12 protein-coding genes are annotated in these 17,024 nt (G+C 76.0%); 3 read left to right on the top strand and 9 right to left on the bottom strand.

The window, feature by feature from the left end; translation table 11 throughout:
* Window positions 1-21 precede the first annotated feature (21 nt).
* The 6 genes from P9841_RS18915 to argC are packed head-to-tail and all read right to left on the bottom strand — an operon-like array spanning window position 22 to window position 6,065.
* A complete protein-coding gene (locus P9841_RS18915) occupies window positions 22-561 on the bottom strand; it encodes an arginine repressor (protein WP_222169621.1) in 540 nt (179 codons plus the stop codon).
* On the bottom strand, window positions 558-1,505 hold the full coding sequence (gene argF, locus P9841_RS18910; protein ID WP_283320093.1) for an ornithine carbamoyltransferase: 948 nt from the start codon (window positions 1,503-1,505) through the stop codon (window positions 558-560). Before argF ends, P9841_RS18915 begins: the two co-directional genes overlap by 4 nt.
* A complete protein-coding gene (locus P9841_RS18905) occupies window positions 1,502-2,797 on the bottom strand; it encodes an acetylornithine transaminase (RefSeq protein ID WP_459349160.1) in 1,296 nt (431 codons plus the stop codon). The genes argF and P9841_RS18905 overlap by 4 nt, the downstream gene beginning before the upstream one ends.
* Complete coding sequence (argB, locus tag P9841_RS18900) at window positions 2,798-3,811, bottom strand: acetylglutamate kinase (RefSeq protein ID WP_283320092.1); 1,014 nt, start codon at window positions 3,809-3,811, stop codon at window positions 2,798-2,800. It lies immediately after the preceding gene.
* Window positions 3,808-5,001 carry a bifunctional glutamate N-acetyltransferase/amino-acid acetyltransferase ArgJ gene (gene argJ, locus P9841_RS18895; RefSeq protein WP_283320091.1) on the bottom strand — a complete coding sequence of 398 codons (1,194 nt, stop codon included), beginning with the start codon at window positions 4,999-5,001 and terminating at the stop codon, window positions 3,808-3,810. The genes argB and argJ overlap by 4 nt, the downstream gene beginning before the upstream one ends.
* Window positions 4,998-6,065 (bottom strand): N-acetyl-gamma-glutamyl-phosphate reductase, encoded by a 1,068-nt coding sequence (gene argC, locus P9841_RS18890; protein ID WP_283322023.1) that lies wholly within the window; start codon window positions 6,063-6,065, stop codon window positions 4,998-5,000. The genes argJ and argC overlap by 4 nt, the downstream gene beginning before the upstream one ends.
* Before the next feature lie 84 nt (window positions 6,066-6,149).
* Here argC and P9841_RS18885 point away from each other — a divergent pair, with 84 nt between their 5' ends.
* The 3 genes from P9841_RS18885 to P9841_RS18875 are packed head-to-tail and all read left to right on the top strand — an operon-like array spanning window position 6,150 to window position 8,673.
* Window positions 6,150-6,908 (top strand): alpha/beta hydrolase, encoded by a 759-nt coding sequence (locus P9841_RS18885; protein WP_283320090.1) that lies wholly within the window; start codon window positions 6,150-6,152, stop codon window positions 6,906-6,908.
* Between the two features lie 53 nt (window positions 6,909-6,961).
* The gene (locus P9841_RS18880; protein WP_283320089.1) at window positions 6,962-7,945 is read left to right on the top strand and encodes a quinone oxidoreductase family protein; all 984 of its coding nucleotides are present in this window, start codon (window positions 6,962-6,964) and stop codon (window positions 7,943-7,945) included.
* Window positions 7,942-8,673, top strand: coding sequence for a DsbA family oxidoreductase (locus P9841_RS18875; protein ID WP_283320088.1), 732 nt, complete (start codon window positions 7,942-7,944; stop codon window positions 8,671-8,673). The genes P9841_RS18880 and P9841_RS18875 overlap by 4 nt, the downstream gene beginning before the upstream one ends.
* Window positions 8,674-8,782: 109 nt before the next feature.
* Here P9841_RS18875 and P9841_RS18870 read toward each other — a convergent pair whose 3' ends face one another.
* The 3 genes from P9841_RS18870 to pheS all read right to left on the bottom strand — a co-directional run bounded on the left by P9841_RS18870 (window position 8,783) and on the right by pheS (window position 16,873).
* Window positions 8,783-12,913: an ExeM/NucH family extracellular endonuclease gene (locus tag P9841_RS18870; protein WP_283320087.1), complete on the bottom strand. Its 4,131-nt coding sequence runs from the start codon at window positions 12,911-12,913 to the stop codon at window positions 8,783-8,785.
* A gap of 313 nt (window positions 12,914-13,226) precedes the next feature.
* On the bottom strand, window positions 13,227-15,809 hold the full coding sequence (pheT, locus tag P9841_RS18865) for a phenylalanine--tRNA ligase subunit beta (RefSeq protein WP_283320086.1): 2,583 nt from the start codon (window positions 15,807-15,809) through the stop codon (window positions 13,227-13,229).
* The gene (gene pheS, locus P9841_RS18860) at window positions 15,809-16,873 is read right to left on the bottom strand and encodes a phenylalanine--tRNA ligase subunit alpha (RefSeq protein WP_283320085.1); all 1,065 of its coding nucleotides are present in this window, start codon (window positions 16,871-16,873) and stop codon (window positions 15,809-15,811) included. The genes pheT and pheS overlap by 1 nt, the downstream gene beginning before the upstream one ends.
* Between the last annotated feature and the right edge of the window lie 151 nt (window positions 16,874-17,024).

Raw genomic sequence — 17,024 nt, 5'->3', positions numbered from 1 at the left:
AGGGGAAGGTCGGGGTGGGTGTCAGCCGGTCTGCGCGAGCTCGAGGAACCGGGCCGCGATGGCCGGGCCCTCGGGGCCGTCGGCGCCCTCGCGGGCGATGACGAGGACGGTGTCGTCGCCCGCGATCGTGCCGAGCACGCCGGGCAGCACGGAGTGGTCGATGGCCGAGGCGAGGAACTGCGCCGCGCCGGGCGGGGTGCGCAGCACGACCAGGCTGCCGGACGCCTCCGCGGTGACCAGCAGCTCCGAGCAGAGCCGGGCGAGCCGCGCGGCGAGCGCCTCGGCGTCGGACACCGGGGCCGGGCTGCGGTCGCCGCCCTCCCCCGGCACGGCGTACGCGAGGGCGCCGACGGGGGTGCGGATCTTCACGGCCCGCAGCTCGACGAGGTCCCGCGAGAGCGTGGCCTGCGTGACGGTGACGCCCTGGTGCGCGAGCAGGTCGGCCAGCTCGGACTGCGAGTGCACGGACTGCCGGGACAGCAGGTCCCGGATCAGCGCGTGCCGGGCGGCCTTCGTCGCCGGGATCCGCCCGGTCGACGTCACCGGCTCCTCGGCCGTCACGACGCGTCCTCCAGCAGCCAGGCGAGCAGGGCCTTCTGCGCGTGCAGCCGGTTCTCCGCCTCGTCCCAGACGACCGACTGCGGGCCGTCGAGCACCTCGGCGGTGATCTCCTTGCCGCGGTACGCCGGCAGGCAGTGCAGCACGAGCGCGTCCGGCGCGGCGAGCGCGAGCGCGGCGGCGTCCAGGCGGTACGGCACGAACGGCTGCTCCCGCTCGGCGGCCTCGTCCTCCTGGCCCATCGACACCCACGTGTCCGTCGCCACGGCGTCCGCGCCGGCGAGGGCCGCGGCCAGGTCGTCCGTCACCTCGACGGAGCCGCCGGTGCGCGCCGCCACCGCCGCGGCGGCGGCCACGACGCCCGCGTCCGGCAGGTACGCGGCCGGCGTCGCGACGCGCACGTGCAGGCCCGCGGTCGCGCCGCCGAGCAGGTACGACTGCGCCATGTTGTTGGACCCGTCGCCCGTGTAGGCCAGGGTCCGGCCGCGCAGCGCGCCCACGCCGCCCCAGTGCTGGGCGAGCGTCAGCAGGTCCGCGAGCACCTGGCACGGGTGGAAGTCGTCGGTGAGCGCGTTGACCACCGGGACGCCGGCGTGGGCCGCCATCTCCTCGATCCGGGCCTGCGCGTGCGTCCGCCAGACGATCGCCGAGACCTGCCGGCCCAGCACCCGCGCGGTGTCCGCGATCGACTCGCGCACGCCGATCCGGGCGAGGTTGCCGTCGACGGCCAGCGGGTAGCCGCCCAGCTCGGCGACGCCCGTCGTGAAGGACACCTGCGTGCGCAGGGTCGGCTTGTCGAACACGATCGCGACCGCCTGCGGGCCGGCGAGCGGCCGGCGGGCGTGGCGGTCGGCGCGCAGCGCGAGCCCGAGCTCGAGGACCTGCGCCTGCTCCTCGGGGCTCAGGTCGTCGTCACGCAGGAAGTGCCGGGGCGGGGCGGCGGTCATGCGGCGGCTCCGAGGTCGTGCGGCAGCGCCGCGAGGAAGTCGGTGAACGTGGCGGCCTGCTCGCGGGTCAGCACGAACGGCGGGGCCAGCCGGATCGTCTCCGGGGTGCACGGGTTGACGACGAAGCCGGCCGCGAGGGCGCGGGCGGCGACGTCGGCGGCGACGGGCGCGGTGAGGCCGACAGCGACGAGCAGCCCCTCCCCCCGGACCTCCGCCACGAGCGGGTGCCCCAGGGCGGCGATCTGCTGCCGCCACCACGCGCCGAGGTCCGCGACGTGGGCGAGGAGCCCGTCGCGCTCGATGACGCCGACGGTCGCGAGCGCCGCGGCCGCCGCGACCGGGTTCCCGCCGAACGTGGTGCCGTGCTGGCCGCGCCCGAGCAGCGTCGCCGCCCGCTCGCCGTACGCGACGACCGCGCCGACCGGGAAGCCGCCGCCGAGGCCCTTGGCCAGCGTGACGACGTCGGGGCGGATGCCGCCGCCGAGGTGGGCGTGCTGGTGGGCCAGCCACACCCCGGTGCGGCCCATGCCGGTCTGGACCTCGTCGAGCACGAGCAGCGCGCCGTGCGCGGCCGTCAGCTCGCGGGCCCGCACCAGGTACCCGGGCGGCAGGGGGCGGACGCCCGCCTCGCCCTGGATCGGCTCCAGGAACAGCGCCGCGACCCGGTCCCCGTCGCTCCCCTCGAACGCCGCCTCCAGCGCCGCGGTGTCTCCGAACGGCAGGAACTCCACCCCGCCGGGCAGCGGCTCGAACGGCTCCCGGTAGGCGGCCTTGGACGTGAGCGCGAGCGCCCCCATCGACCGGCCGTGGAACGCGCCCTCCAGCGCCAGGACGCGGGTGCGCCGGCCGGCGGGGCCGTCGGCGTTGCGGCGGGCCATCTTGAACGCCGCCTCGTTCGCCTCGGTGCCCGAGTTCGTGAGGAACACCCGCGACCCCTCGGGGGCGTCCGCGAGCGCCAGCAGCCGCTCCGCGAGCGCGATCTGCGTCGGGCTGGCGAAGAAGTTCGAGATGTGGCCGAGCGTGCCGAGCTGGGCGGAGACGGCCGCCGTCAGCGTCGGGTGGGCGTGTCCCAGGGCGTTGACCGCGATGCCGCCGAGCAGGTCGAGGTAGCGCGTGCCGTCGGCGTCCCACACGTACGGCCCCTCGCCGCGCACGAGCACGCGCTGCGGCGCGCCGAACGTGTCCATCAGGGCGTGGCCGTAGCGCTCCGTCCAGTGCGCGACGGAGTCGGACCGGGTCAGGCCCGTCAGGACGGCGGCGCCGTCGACGGGGGCCGGCTGCTGCGCGGTCACTCAGCTCACCTCGGGGACGTGGGGGACGTTCGGCACGCCGCCGCCGACCTGCGGGATCGGGGCGGTGAAGGGCGAGGGCACCGGCTCGTCGTCGGGCAGCACCATCGTGCCGATGCCCTCGGACGTGAAGACCTCGACCAGGATCGAGTGCGCCTGCCGGCCGTCGATGACGTGGGCCCGGCCGACGCCGCCGGTCACCGCCCGCCAGCACGCCTCCATCTTGGGGCGCATGCCGGAGTCCAGGGACGGCAGCAGGTCAGCCAGGGCGCCGGCGCGGATCCGGCGGGCCAGCGACGAGCGGTCCGGCCACGAGGTGTAGAGGCCCTCGACGTCGGTCAGCACGATGAGCTTGCGGGCGCCGAGCGCGACGGCCAGCGCGGCCGCGGCGGTGTCCGCGTTGACGTTCAGCACCTGCGTCGGGTCGTCGACGTCCGGGGCGACCGTGGAGACCACCGGGATGCGGCCGGCGTCCAGCAGGTCGTGCACCGCACCGGGGTTGACCTGCACCACGTCGCCGACCTGTCCCACGTCGACCGGCTGCCCGTCCACCGTCGCGGTGCGGCGCCGGGCCTGGAGCAGCCCGCCGTCCTCCCCGGACAGGCCGACCGCGTACGGGCCGTGGGCGTTGAGCAGGCCGACGAGCTCCCGCGACACCTGGCCCGTGAGCACCATGCGCACGACGTCCATCGCCTCGGGGGTCGTGACGCGCAGGCCGCCGCGGAACTCCGACTCGATGCCGAGCCGGTCCAGCATCGCATTGATCTGCGGCCCGCCGCCGTGCACGACGACCGGGCGCAGGCCGACCTGGCGCAGGAACACCATGTCCTCGGCGAACGCGCGCTTCAGCTCGTCGTCGACCATCGCGTTGCCGCCGTACTTGACGACGACGAGCGCGCCGGCGAAGCGCTGCAGCCAGGGCAGCGCCTCGACGAGGACCTCGGCCTTCTGGTCGGGGCGCAGGTCGGTGCGGGTGTCGAACGCCGCGTGGTGCGGCGGCGGGGCGTCGAGGCTCATGTGGAGTACGCGCTGTTCTCGTGGACGTAGTCGTGGGTGAGGTCGTTGGTCCAGACGGTCGCGGTGGCGTCGCCGGCGTGCAGGTCGATGTCGACGCGCACCTCGCGCGCCGCGGCCAGGTCGACGCCCTCGCGCGGGTCGCCGACGCCGCCGGCGCGGCACACCTGGACGCCGTTGATCGCGACGTCGAGCCTCGAGGCGTCGTACGGCGCGACCTCCTCCGGCACGGTGCCGACGGCGGCGAGCACGCGGCCCCAGTTCGGGTCGTTGCCGAACACCGCGGCCTTGAACAGGTTCGAGCGCGTGACCGCCCGGGCCACGGCGACCGCCGCGTCCTCGGTGGTCGCCCCCGTGACCGTGACCGCGATGTCGTGGGAGGCGCCCTCGGCGTCCGCGACGAGCTGCCGGGCCAGGTCCGCGGAGGCGGCGGCGACCGCGGTCGCGAACAGCTCGGGGTCCGGCGTGACGCCGCCGGCCCCGGAGGCGAGCAGCAGCACGGTGTCGTTGGTCGACATGCAGCCGTCCGAGTCGACGCGGTCGAACGTGGTCCGGGTGGCGCCGCGCAGCGCCGCGTCGGCCTGCTCGGCGGTCACGACGGCGTCGGTGGTGAGGACGACGAGCATGGTCGCGAGGCCCGGTGCCAGCATGCCGGCGCCCTTGGCCATGCCGCCGACCGTCCAGCCGTCACCGGCCACGGCCGTCGTCTTGCTCACGGTGTCCGTGGTCATGATCGCGGCGGCCGCGTCCGGGCCGGCGTCCGGTCGCAGCGCGCCCGCCGCCGCGTCGACGCCCGCGAGCAGCAGGTCCATCGGCAGCCGCTCGCCGATCAGCCCCGTGGAGCACACCAGCACGTCGCCCGCGGAGACGCCGAGCGCCTCGGCGGCGTGCTCGGCCGTGCGGTGGGTGTCGCCGAACCCCTCCGGGCCGGTGCAGGCGTTCGCGCCGCCGGAGTTGAGGACCACCGCGGCGGCCACCCCGTCCGAGACGGCCTGCCGGGACCAGACGACGGGGGCGGCGACCACGCGGTTGGACGTGAACACGCCCGCGGCGACCTGCAGGGGGCCGTCGTTGACGACGAGCGCGAGGTCCGGGCGCCCGGAGGCCTTGAGGCCGGCGGTGACGCCCGCGGCGCGGAAGCCGGCGGGGGCGGTGACGCCCTGGGCGGCGGGCGCGGCGGCTGCGTCGGTCACGGGGCGACTCCCTCGGTGGTGAGGCCGGCGCGCTCGGGCAGGCCGAGCGCGAGGTTCAGGGACTGCACCGCGGCGCCCGCGGTGCCCTTGACGAGGTTGTCCAGCGCGCACACCGCGACGACCCGGCCGGCGGCCTCGTCGGCCGCGACCTGCACCAGGGCGGTGTTGGCGCCCGTGGTGGCGCCGGAACCCGGCCACTGCCCCTCGGGCAGCAGCTGGACGAACGTCTCGCCGGCGTAGGCCGTCTCCCATGCGGCGCGGACCGCCGCGGCGTCGGCGCCGGGCGCCAGCGGGGCGGTGACCGTCGCGAGGATCCCGCGCGACATCGGCACGAGGACGGGCGTGAACGACAGCCGGGTGCCGGACGCCCCGGCGACCGCGAGGTTCTGCAGCACCTCGGGCACGTGCCGGTGCGTCCCCGCGACGGCGTACGGCTGCGCCGAGCCGAGCGCCTCGGACGCCAGCAGGTGCGCCTTGAGCGTCCGCCCGGCGCCCGAGTACCCGACGGCGAGCACCGCGACCACGTCGGGCCCGACGAGCCCGACGGCGACGCCGGGCTGCAGCGCGAGCGTGACGGCGGTGACGTTGCAGCCGGGGACGGCGATGCGGCGGGCCCGGGCGAGGGCGGCCCGCTGGGCGGCCGGGGCGGACTCCCCCGCGTGCAGCAGCTCCGGCATGCCGTACGGCCAGGTGCCCGCGTGCTCGGTGCCGTAGAACCGCCGCCACGCGTCCGCGTCGGACAGCCGGTGGTCGGCCCCCAGGTCGACCACGACCGCCCCGTCGCCGCGGTCCGCGAGCGCCGCGGCGATCTCCCCGCTGGCCCCGTGCGGCAGCGCGAGCACCACCACGTCGTGCCCGGCGAGCTCGTCCACGGAGGTCGGGGTGAGGACGCGGTCGGCGAGCGAGCGCAGGTGGGGCTGGTGGGCGCCGAGGCGGGTGCCCGCGTTGCTGTGCGCCGTGAGCGCACCGATCTCGGCGTCGGGGTGGCCGAGCAGCAGCCGGAGGGTCTCGCCGCCGGCGTACCCGGAGGCGCCCGCGACGGCGACGGAGAAGGACATGTGCATGATCATACATCGGTGTGCAGGACGATTCATCCTGCTGGCCCGCCGTGGCGTGGACCCGGCAGCCGGGCGCTAGTCTCACGATCCGTGACCAGCCCCCGCGCACCGCTGCACCCCGGTCCTCCCGTCGACGGTACTCCCCGCTCCCGCGGCGCTGTGCTGGTGCTCGCCGGCGGCGGCTACGTGATGCGGGCGCCGCACGAGGCCGGCGACGTCGCCGCGTTCCTGGGCGCGCACGGCGTCCGGTCGGCCTGGCTGGACTACCCCGTCGCGCCCGCCCGCTACCCCGCGGCCCTCCACGAGGTGCTGCTCGCGGTCGCGGACCTGCGCGCGGGCCGGCGCGGCGGCGCCCCCGTGGACGGGCCCGTCGCGGTGCTCGGTTTCTCCGCCGGCGGGCACCTGGCGGGTACGGCCGCGACCGCCACGCTCGAGGAGCGCGCCGGCGCGGCGGCCCTCGCGGGCCTGGACCCGTCCGAGGTGCGCCGGCCCGACGCCGCCGTGCTCTGCTACCCGGTCGTCTCGCTCGTGCGGCACCCGCACCTGGGGTCCCGCACCCACCTGCTGGGCCACGAGGACGACGGCCCCGCGCGGGCGCTGTCGGTCGAGGAGCGCGTCGACGCCGCCACGCCGCCGACGTTCCTGTGGCACACGGCCGACGACGAGGCGGTGCCCGTCGAGCACGCGCTGCTCGCGACCGCCGCGCTGCGGCGCCACCGGGTGCCCGTCGAGCTGCACGTCTACCCCAGCGGCCCGCACGGGCTGGGCCTGGCCGAGGGGCTGCCCGCCGGGGCGTGGACCACCGCGCTGCTGCCGTGGCTCGCCGCGCAGGGCATCGGGCCGGCCTGACCGGATCGCGGGCGCCGCGGAATGCCCGCGCGCCCGGCGTCGTTGCAGGCCACATGCACGCAGTCCTCGCCACCGAACCCGGTGGGCCCGACGTCCTGGCGCTCGACGAGATCCCCGACCCGCTGCCCGGGCCGCGCGACCTGCTGGTGCGGCTCAGCGCCGCGGGCGTGAACTTCATCGACGTCTACCACCGCAACGGCACGTACCCCATGCCGTTCCCGCACGTCCCGGGGTCCGAGGGCGCCGGCGTGGTCGAGGCCGTCGGGCGCGAGATGCGGGAGTTCGCCGTGGGCGACCTGGTCGCGTGGGCGTCGGCTCCGTCGTCGTACGCGGAGCTCGTCGTGGTGCCGGAGCTCGTCGCGCTGCGCGTGCCCGACGGCGTCGGGGAGGACGTCGCCGCCGCGCTGCCGCTGCAGGGCATCACCGCCCACTACCTCGCCACGTCGACGTTCCCGGTGGAGGCCGGGCAGGACGTGCTCGTGCACGCCGGCGCGGGCGGCGTCGGCCTGCTGCTCACCCAGCTCGCCGCCGCGCGCGGCGCCCGCGTCATCACCACCGTGGGCACCGCGGAGAAGGAGGCGCTGTCCCGCGCGGCCGGCGCCGCGGACGTCATCCGGTACACGGAGCTCGACGACCTGACCTCCGAGCTGCCCGGGATCGTGCGGGGGCTCACCGGTGGCCGCGGCGTGCACACCGTCTTCGACGGCGTCGGGCGCTCGACGTTCGACGCGTCGCTCGCGTCCCTGCGCCCCCGGGGCGGGCTCGCCCTGTTCGGGGCGTCGTCGGGCCCGGTGCCGCCGTTCGACCCGCAGCGGCTCAACGCCGCGGGCTCCGTCTACCTCACGCGCCCCACCATCGGCCACCACGTCGCGACCCGCGAGGAGCTGACGTGGCGCGCGGGCGAGCTGTTCGACGCGGTCGCCGCCGGGACGCTGGACGTCCGCATCGGCGCGACCTACCCCCTGTCCGAGGCCGAGGAGGCCCACCGCGCCCTCGAGGGCCGCGCCACCACCGGGAAGGTGCTGCTGACCGCATGAGAGACCTGCACGTCGAGATCTGGTCCGACATCGCCTGCCCGTGGTGCTACATCGGCAAGCGCCGGTTCGCGGCCGCTCTGGAGCAGTTCGAGCACCGCGACCACGTGCGCGTGACGTGGCGGTCGTTCGAGCTGCAGCCGGACGCCGAGCCGTCGACCGCGCACCCCGGCCTGACCGAGGCGCAGCTGCTGTCCGAGCGCAAGGGCATGCCGCTGGACCAGGTCCAGCAGATGTTCGCGCACGTGACGGGGATCGCGGCGTCGGTCGGGCTCGCCTACGACTTCGACCGGGTCGTGCCCGCCAACACGTTCGACGCCCACCGGCTGGTGCACGTCGCGGCCGAGCTCGGCGGGGCGTCCGCGGCGGCCGAGGTCGTGGAGCGGCTGATGAGCGCGCACTTCGAGCACGGCCGGGTCGTGGACGACCCGGAGGTGCTGGTCGCGGTCGCCACCGAGGCCGGGCTGGACGCGGACGCCGTGCGGGAGGCGCTCGCCTCGGACACCGGCGCCGGGGCCGTCCGCGCCGACGAGGCCGAGGCGGCGGCGCTGGGCATCCAGGGCGTGCCGTTCTTCGTCGCCGACCGGCGGCTCGGGCTCTCGGGCGCGCAGCCCGTGGAGGTCTTCGCGCAGCTCCTCGACCAGGCCTGGCGGGACGCCAACCCGCCGCTGGCGATCCCCACGGTGGCCGGCGCGGCCGACGCGGAGGCGTGCGGGCCTGACGGCTGCTGAGCCGGCACCGGCGGGCACAGGCCGGCTCGGGCCGGCCCGCCCCCGGTCGCACACGACAGGGCCCCTCCCGGACGTCCGGGAGGGGCCCTGTCGCGTCAGCCCGCCGCCGTCAGCGGCGCACCGTCACCGTGACCGGGGCGCTCGTGCTGCCGGCCACCTCGTCCGGCCGGGACGGCACGAACGTCGCGGTGTACTCGTGCGGCCCCACCGGCGCGGTGCGCGGCACCGTCCCGAGCGCGAGGCCCAGCAGCACCGGCGACCGCCCGACCACCCGGTCGCCCTCGCGGAACTCGACGGTCCCGCTCGGGAACCACGTGCCCTCGACCTGGACCCGGGCGAGCAGCACGGTCGGGAGCCAGCTGCCGTACGGCTGGCTCGACCTGCTGGCCGACAGGCGGGTCGTCGAGGCCGCGAGCACCGGGCCCTCCGGCTCGGCCACCGTCACCGGCAGCGTCACCGTCGTCCCGCTCGGCGCCGCCACCAGCGTGAGGGTGTGCGCGCCCGGCGTCGTGCCCTCCGGGACCGTCACCGCGACCTCCGCCGCGCCCTCGGCCACCGTGGCGGACCCGATCGACGTCCCGTCCAGCTGCACGTCCAGCGCGGTGTTGCGCGGCGAGCCGAGGCTGGTCAGGTCCAGGCCCGTGACCGGGAACGCGAGCTCGTCACCCGCGGCGACCTCCTCGGGCAGCGCCGGCACCCCGACGGCCCGCTCGTCGAACTCGGGGGCCAGCCCCGGGTTCGCCTCGAGGTAGGCGATCCACGCGTCCCGGTCGATCAGCCCGGAGTCGGTCGTCCCGGCGCCCTCGGCGAGCACCCGGAAGTTGTCACCGCCCTGGGCGAGGAACGAGAACGTGCCGATGCGGTACTCCGCGGCCGGGTCGATCGGCGCGCCGTCGACCGTGACCGAGGTGATGCGGCTGCCGAGCGGCTGCGACTCGTCGTAGGTGTACGTGACGTTGTCCGACAGGCCGAGCTGCAGGTACGGGCGCGAGGGGATCGTGCCGTCGGCGTTGGTCTGCCACTGCTGCTCGAGCATCGTCACCACCTGGTCGCCCGTGAGCGTGGTCGTCCAGAGGTTGTTGACGAACGGCAGGACCGCGTTGGCCTCGGCGTACGTGACGACGCCGTCGGGCGCGTAGAGCAGCTCCGCGCGCAGGCCGCCCGGGTTGACGACGCCGATCTGCGCCCCGCCGCGCTCGGCGGGTGCGAGCGTCTCCAGCAGCGAGTCGGCGACGAGGTTGCCGAGCGTCGACTCCTTCGACCGGTCGTCCCGGGTGCCGCCGGCGTAGGTGCCGCCGGCGCCGGTGTAGCCGCCGCCCGCGAACGCCGTCGTGATGTCGGCGGTCACCGAGCCCTTGGGCTGGTTGCCGACCACCGCGGCCTCCGCGATCGCCGCGTCGACGATCGCCTTGACCTCGGCGACCCGCGGGTACTGGGCGACCAGGGCCGCGTCGAGCTGCGCCTGGGTCTGGCCCGTCGCCGGGGCGACGCGCTTGACGTTCTCCCCCGCGAGCGCCGACACCGCGTCGGTGGCCGGGTCGTAGGTCAGCGTGACCTTGCCGATGTTCTCGCCGTACGAGCCGGTCTGGACGATCGGCCGGGTGCCCTCGCCGGTGGCGCCGGGCTCCGCCGGGCCGTACCACGCGTACTGCTTGTGGGTGTGGCCGGTGAAGATCACGTCCACGTCGGCGGACGTCGCGGTCGCGATCTCGGCGAAGGCGCCGCCCGCGGCGATCTCCTCCTCCAGCGTGGCGCCGTCCGGCGTCCCGGCGCCGGCGCCCTCGTGGTACTCCGCCACGATGACGTCGGCCTCGCCGTTGCCCTCGTCGCCGTCGGAGAGCTGCGCCGCGACGCGGTTGACCGCCGCGACCGGGTCCCCGAAGTCGAGCGTCTCGATGCCACCGGGGCTGACCAGCGTCGGCGTCTCCTGCGTGACGGCACCGACGACACCCACCCGCACGCCGTCGACGTCCAGCACGGTGTACTCGTCGAGCGCCGGGTCCTCGGTGCCCTGCTCGTAGACGTTCGCGCCGAGGTACGGCCACTGCGCGTTCGCGCCGCCCGCGACGACGCGGTCCACCAGGTCGGCGTAGCCGCGGTCGAACTCGTGGTTGCCGACGGCGGACGCCGCCAGGTCGAGGGCGTTGAGCACGTCGATGGTCGGCTGGTCCTCCGCGACCGCGGAGGCGAACAGCGACGCGCCGATGTTGTCGCCCGCGGACAGGAGCACCGCGGCACCCCCGGCGTCCTCGGCCGCCGCGCGCTGCTGCTCGACGGTCCCGGCGAACGCGACGGTGTTGGCGTCGATGCGGCCGTGGAAGTCGTTGATGTTCAGCAGCGTGAGGTCGAGCGGGCCGTCCGGCGCCGTGCCGCCGTCGCCCGCCTCGAACCCGACGAGCACCGGGTCGTGGTCGGAGGACCGGTAGGCGTCCGGGGCGTAGAACAGCGTGCCGTGCGTGTTGTAGCGGCTGTACTCCAGCGCCACCGACTCGCCCGCGTTGATCTCCCAGATGTCCGCGCCGGTGGCCCGGTCCAGCGCCGCCTCGTTCAGCAGCACGTGGTCCAGCGAGCCCGACAGGCCCTGGTAGACGTACGACGAGCCCGGTGCCTCCAGCGCCGTCGCGGCGTCCGCGTAGCCGGCGTCGGCCAGCACCCGCAGCGGGTCCTCCTGCGTGTAGGAGTTGAAGTCGCCGAGCAGCGCGACCGCCTCGGCGTCGCCCTGCACCGTCGGGACCCAGTCGCGCAGCGCCTCGGCCTGCCGGACGCGGGACTCGTTCGACGCGCCCTGGCCGTCGCCGGCGTCCGCGTCACCCGGCCAGGGGCCCGCGGAGCTCTTCGACTTGAAGTGGTTGACGACGACGAACAGCTCGTCGCCCCCGGCCACGGGCACGAAGGACTGGCCGATCGGCTCCCGCGCGTTGCCGAACGCCTGGTCGTCGCCCGACTGGGTGCCGAGCGCCCGGGCGTCGCCCACGGGCTCGACCTCGGCGGGGCGGTAGATCAGGGCGTTGGTGATGGTGTCCTGCTGCTCCACCGGCGGCAGGTCGGCCGAGGACGGCACGTAGTCCCACGTGCCGGCCCCCGCGGCGTCGTTGAGCGCACCGACCAGCGAGGCCAGCGCCTCGTCGGGGTCGCCGTCGACGACCGCGGAGTTCTCGATCTCCATGAGGCCCACGACGTCGGCGTCGAGTGCGTTCACGGCCGCGACGATCTTGTCCTGCTGCCGCTGGAGGTCGTCCGCGTCCCACGCGCCGCGCTGCGCGCAGCCCTCGCGGACCGTCACCGGGTCGCCCGCGCGGTCGGTGTACGGCACGCACGAGGCGCCCTGCGAGCCGAGCGTCGTGAAGTAGTTGAGGACGTTGAACGACGCGACGGTCACGTCGGCGTCGCCGAGCCCCTCGGGGGCCGCCGTGCGGTCGTCCTCGACCTGCACCGGCACGCTCGCGGGGTCGGCCGGGTCCACCGGCGCCGTCGGGCTGAGCTTCCAGGCGCTGTTCCGGTAGTCCACGACGACCGGCTCGGTGAACGTCACCTGCGCCCCGACGCGCACCGGGTTCTCCAGCGACACGTACGGGGGCGTGAGGCCCGAGTTCGCGGCGGAGAGGAAGTTCGTGCTCGCGCCGTCGTCGAGCACGACGCCGCGGGCGGCGTTGTCCGCGGCGACCGCGGCGTTCTCCGGGGTGCCGGGCGCCGCGACGTCGGTGGGCTGCCGCAGGGGCGTGGTGCCCACGGCCAGGCCGATCTCGCCGTACTGGTTGGTGGTGTACGTGTTGCTGACCGTCAGGTCGCCCGACGGCAGGTACAGCATCGACTCGAGCGCCTCGCGTCCCGCGTCGTCCGCCGGCCACGGCGTCGTGACCGGCTCGACGGGGGCGGCGTCGCCCCCGGGCTTCACGAGGCCGGCCGCCGAGGAGACGGTGATCTCGGTGAGGCCCTGGTACTCCGAGACGGCTCCGGTCACCTGGACCAGCTCGCCCGGCGTGACGGAGCCCGCCGTGGTCGGCGAGAACACGAACACCGCGTCCGACGCCGTCCGGGCGGCGTCCCCGCCCGTCCCCGGCGTCTGGATCACGTAGCCGCGGTAGCCCCCGGTCGCGTAGACCGCGGTGACGACTCCGGTCGTCGTCACCGTCGATCCCGCGAGCGGCGAGGCGTCCCCCGTGCCCTGGACCTGCGCGATGGTGTGGGTGTCCTCCGCCGCTGCCGCGGGCACAGCGGCGGCCAGGGGTGCCCCGACCATCGCTCCCGCGGCGGCGAGGCTCGCCGCCCACCTCGTGCGTGTGCGTACAGCGCTCACCGATCTTCTCCGATCCCCCGGGGGCACGACGGCCCTCGTCACAGGGCGGAGTCACAGGTGTGACCCAGCCGAGTGACAACGTATGGGCGGTATGTCCGGATAGGCAACCACTCGGGGGGAACACACGGGTGGCGGAAGCGTGAACACCGCGGACGCGCGGGACCCGGGCGCCGGGCCGAGGTCGTCAGGACGGGCCGAGGTCGTGCGTCCGGACTGACGACCTCGGACGGACATGACGACCTCGGACGTGGCCCGCCTACGCGCGCAGGGTCGCGCCGAACCGGCGCTCGGCCTCCGCCACCACGGCGGCCCGCACGGCCGCCGTCTCGTCGGCGGTCAGCGTCCGGTCCGCGGCACGCAGCCGCAGCGCGAACGCCAGCGACCGCCGTCCGGCGCCGACCTGCTCGCCGGAGTACACGTCGAACAGGCGCGCGCTCTCCAGGACGTCGCCCGCCGGGCTGGCGGACGCGCCCGCCCGCACCGCCTCGAGGACGTCCGCGACCGGCACGGAGTCCGGCACCACCAGGGCGACGTCCTCCTTCGCGACCGGGTAGGTCGACACCTCGCGCGCGACCACCTCGGTGCGCGGGGCCGCGGCGAGCAGCACGTCGAGGTCGACCTCGAACGCGCACGCCCGCGCCGGCAGGCCGAGCGTCGCGACGACCGCGGGGTGCAGCTCGCCGGCGTGGCCGACCAGCGCACCGGCCGCCGTCGTCACGCGGGCGCAGCGCCCGGGGTGCCACGGCGCGGTCGAGGCGTCGGCCTCCAGGCGCACGTCGACGCCCAGCGTCTCGGCGAGCAGGCGCACCGCGTCGATCGCGTCGGCGTGGTCCGCCGGGCGGCCGGGGCCCCACCAGCCGGCGGGCTCCCGCAGCCCGGTGAGCACGCCGGCGACGTGCCGCGGCTGCGGGGGCACCGCGGCGCGGACCGCGTCGAGCACCTCCGGCGCGGGCCGCTCGGCGACCGGCGGGACCGGCGCCGGGGCCGTCCCCGCGACGGGCAGCGTGACCGCGCCGACCTCGAACACCGCGAGGTCCGTGGTCCCGCGGGCCACGTTGCGCCGCGCGGTCTCCAGCAGCGTGACGAGCAGCGAGCTGCGCAGGTACGGCTGCTCCTCCGACAGCGGGTTCGCCAGCCGGAGCAGGGCGCGCCGGGCGTCGTCCTCCGGCAGCGCCAGCGCGTCGAGCTGGGCGGTGCCGACGAACGGGTAGGACAGCGTCTCGACCCACCCGGAGTCCGCGAGCACCTGCGCCACCCGGCGACGCCGGCGCTGGGACACGGTCAGGCCGAGGCCGACCGGCGAGCGCGGGACCACCGAGGGGATCGCGTCGTAGCCGCGCAGCCGCGCGACCTCCTCGACCAGGTCCACGGGCGCGGTCAGGTCCGGTCGCCACGTGGGCACCGTCACCGGCAGCACCGCGTCGGCCCCGGTCCCGACGGGCTCGCCGACCGTGCAGCCGATCGCCCGCAGGTACGTGGCGACCTCGGCGACGTCCAGGTCGAGCCCGATCAGCCGCGACGGCAGGTCGACGGGCAGCAGCAGCCGCGGCGCCGGGCTCGTGCGGTCCACGTCCGTGAGCACCGGGTCCGGCGTCCCGCCGCCGTGCTCCACCAGCAGCTCGACCACGCGCGCGACCGCGACGCGCGGCAGCTGCGGGTCCACCCCGCGCTCGAAGCGCTTGCTCGCCTCGCTGGGCAGCTTGTGCCGCCGCGCGGTGCGGGCGATCGTCACCGGGTCGAAGTGGGCGGCCTCGATCAGCAGGTCGGTGGTCGTGGCCGACACCTCGGTCTCCGCCCCGCCCATGACGCCCGCCAGCCCGAGCACGCGCCCCGCGTCGGGGCCGTCGGTGATGAGCAGGTCCTCCGGGTCGAGCGCCCGGTCCACCCCGTCGAGCGTGGTGAGCCGCTCCCCCGGGCGCGCCCGGCGCACCACGATCGGCGCGCTGAGCGTCGCCAGGTCGTAGGCGTGCAGCGGCTGCCCCAGGTCGAGCATGACGTAGTTGGTCACGTCGACCGCGAGCGAGATGGGGCGCATGCCGGCCTGGGTCAGGCGCTGCTGCAGCCACGCCGGCGACGGGGCGTCGGCCGCGACGCCGCGCACGACGCGGGCCACGAACCGGTCGGCGCCGGGGACGCCGTGGATCGGCGCGTCGTCCCGCAGCTCGACGCCGAAGCCACCGGTCGTCGCGACGCCGTCCTCCGCCCCCGGCCGCGGCAGGCCGCGGTCCGTGAACACCGCCCCGGTCGCGTGCGCGTACTCCCGGGCGACGCCGCGCATCGCGAAGCAGTACCCGCGGTCCGGCGTGACGTTGATCTCCAGCACCTCCTCGCCGAGCCCCAGCAGGGCGCGCGCGTCGGTCCCGGGCTCCGCGTCGATGCCGAGCTCGGACAGCACGATGATGCCGTCGTGGTCCTCGCCGAGGCCGAGCTCGCGCGAGGAGCAGATCATCCCGTCCGACACGTGGCCGTACGTCTTGCGGGACGCGATGGGGAACGGCCCGGGCAGCACCGTGCCCGGCAGCGCGACGACCACGTGGTCGCCCACGTCGAAGTTGTGCGCGCCGCAGACGATGCCCCGCGGCGTGCGGGTGCCGTCCTCGGCGGTGCCGTTGTGCTCCCCCACGTCGACCTGGCACCAGTTGATGGTCTTGCCGTTCTTCTGCGGCTCGGGGTGGCGCTCGACGACCCGGCCGACGACGAGCGGGCCCGTCACGGCGGCCGGGTGGACGGCCTCCTCCTCCAGCCCGACCCGCACGAGGTCGGCCGCCAGCTGCTCGGCCGTGAGGCCCTCGGGGAGCTCGACGTGCTCGGCGAGCCACGTCAGGGGGATGCGAGGCATCAGATCACCGCCCGGAACTGGGTGGAGAAGCGCACGTCGCCCTCCACCATGTCGTGCATGTCCGCGATCTCGTGGCGGAGCATGAGCGTGCGCTCGATGCCCATCCCGAACGCGAAGCCGGAGTAGACGTCGGGGTCGATCCCCGCGGCGAGCAGCACGTTCGGGTTGACCATCCCGCAGCCGCCCCACTCGATCCAGCCGGGTCCGCCCTTCTTCTGCGGGAACCACAGGTCCATCTCGGCGCTCGGCTCGGTGAACGGGAAGAACGACGGCCGCAGGCGGGTGCGCGCCTCGGGGCCGAACATCGCCCGCGCGAAGTGGTCCAGCGTGCCCTTGAGGTGCGCCATGGTCAGGCCCTTGTCGACCGCCAGCCCCTCCACCTGGTGGAACACCGGCGTGTGCGTGGCGTCGAGCTCGTCGGTGCGGAACACCCGCCCCGGGCAGGCGATGTACACGGGCAGCTCGCGCTCCAGGAGGCTGCGCGCCTGCACGGGCGAGGTGTGCGTGCGCAGCACCAGGTGCGGGTCGGGCTCACCCTCGGGCGCCGCGACGTAGAACGTGTCCTGCATCTGCCGCGCCGGGTGGTCCGGGCCGAAGTTCAGCGCGTCGAAGTTGAACCACTCGGCCTCGACCTCGGGACCCTCGGCGATCTCCCAGCCCATCGCCACGAACACGTCCGCGACGCGCTCCTGCAGCAGCTCGAGCGGGTGCCGGGCACCGCGCGGGCGCCGGTCGGACGGCAGCGTGACGTCCACGGCCTCCTCGACGAGCACGCGGGCGTCGCGCTCGGCGGCCAGCTGCTCCTCGCGCGCGGCGATCGCGGCGTTCAGCCGGCCGCGCGCCTGGCCGACCGTCCGGCCGGCGACGGCCTTGTCCGCCGCGGCCAGGCCGCCGATCGCGCGGTTGGCGAGCGCCAGCCGGCTGCGCTCGCCGGTGTGCGCGAGCCGGGCGGACTTGAGCTCGTCGAGGTCGCCCGCGGCGGCGACGGCCGCGAGCGCGTCGGACAGGGCGTGCTCGACGGCGTCGGCGTCGAGCGGGGACAGGGGTGTGTCGGGCGTGGACATCCGGACCTTCCAGGCGGGATCGGCGGGCCGGGAGGTCGCGCGCACGCGACGACCGGCCGACGGGCGAGTCTAGTGGCGCCCGTGCCGGGGACTCCGGACCGTCCGCCCTGCGGAGGTCAGGTGCCGCGCGTCAGCGCCGCGCCCCGGGCAC

It is taken from the genome of Cellulomonas sp. ES6, assembly GCF_030053835.1.
GTDB lineage: Bacteria > Actinomycetota > Actinomycetes > Actinomycetales > Cellulomonadaceae > Cellulomonas.
The sequence above is the reverse complement of the archived record's forward strand: the minus strand, read 5'-3'. Positions and strand labels throughout refer to the sequence as shown.

Coding starts and splice junctions, on each gene's coding strand:
- argF (WP_283320093.1), bottom strand. CDS start 1,505: ATGACCGCCGCCCCGCCCCGGCACTTCCTGCGTGACGACGACCTGAGC.
- argB (WP_283320092.1), bottom strand. CDS start 3,811: ATGAGCCTCGACGCCCCGCCGCCGCACCACGCGGCGTTCGACACCCGC.
- argC (WP_283322023.1), bottom strand. CDS start 6,065: ATGCACATGTCCTTCTCCGTCGCCGTCGCGGGCGCCTCCGGGTACGCC.
- P9841_RS18880 (WP_283320089.1), top strand. CDS start 6,962: ATGCACGCAGTCCTCGCCACCGAACCCGGTGGGCCCGACGTCCTGGCG.
- P9841_RS18875 (WP_283320088.1), top strand. CDS start 7,942: ATGAGAGACCTGCACGTCGAGATCTGGTCCGACATCGCCTGCCCGTGG.
- P9841_RS18870 (WP_283320087.1), bottom strand. CDS start 12,913: ATGGTCGGGGCACCCCTGGCCGCCGCTGTGCCCGCGGCAGCGGCGGAG.
- pheT (WP_283320086.1), bottom strand. CDS start 15,809: ATGCCTCGCATCCCCCTGACGTGGCTCGCCGAGCACGTCGAGCTCCCC.
- pheS (WP_283320085.1), bottom strand. CDS start 16,873: ATGTCCACGCCCGACACACCCCTGTCCCCGCTCGACGCCGACGCCGTC.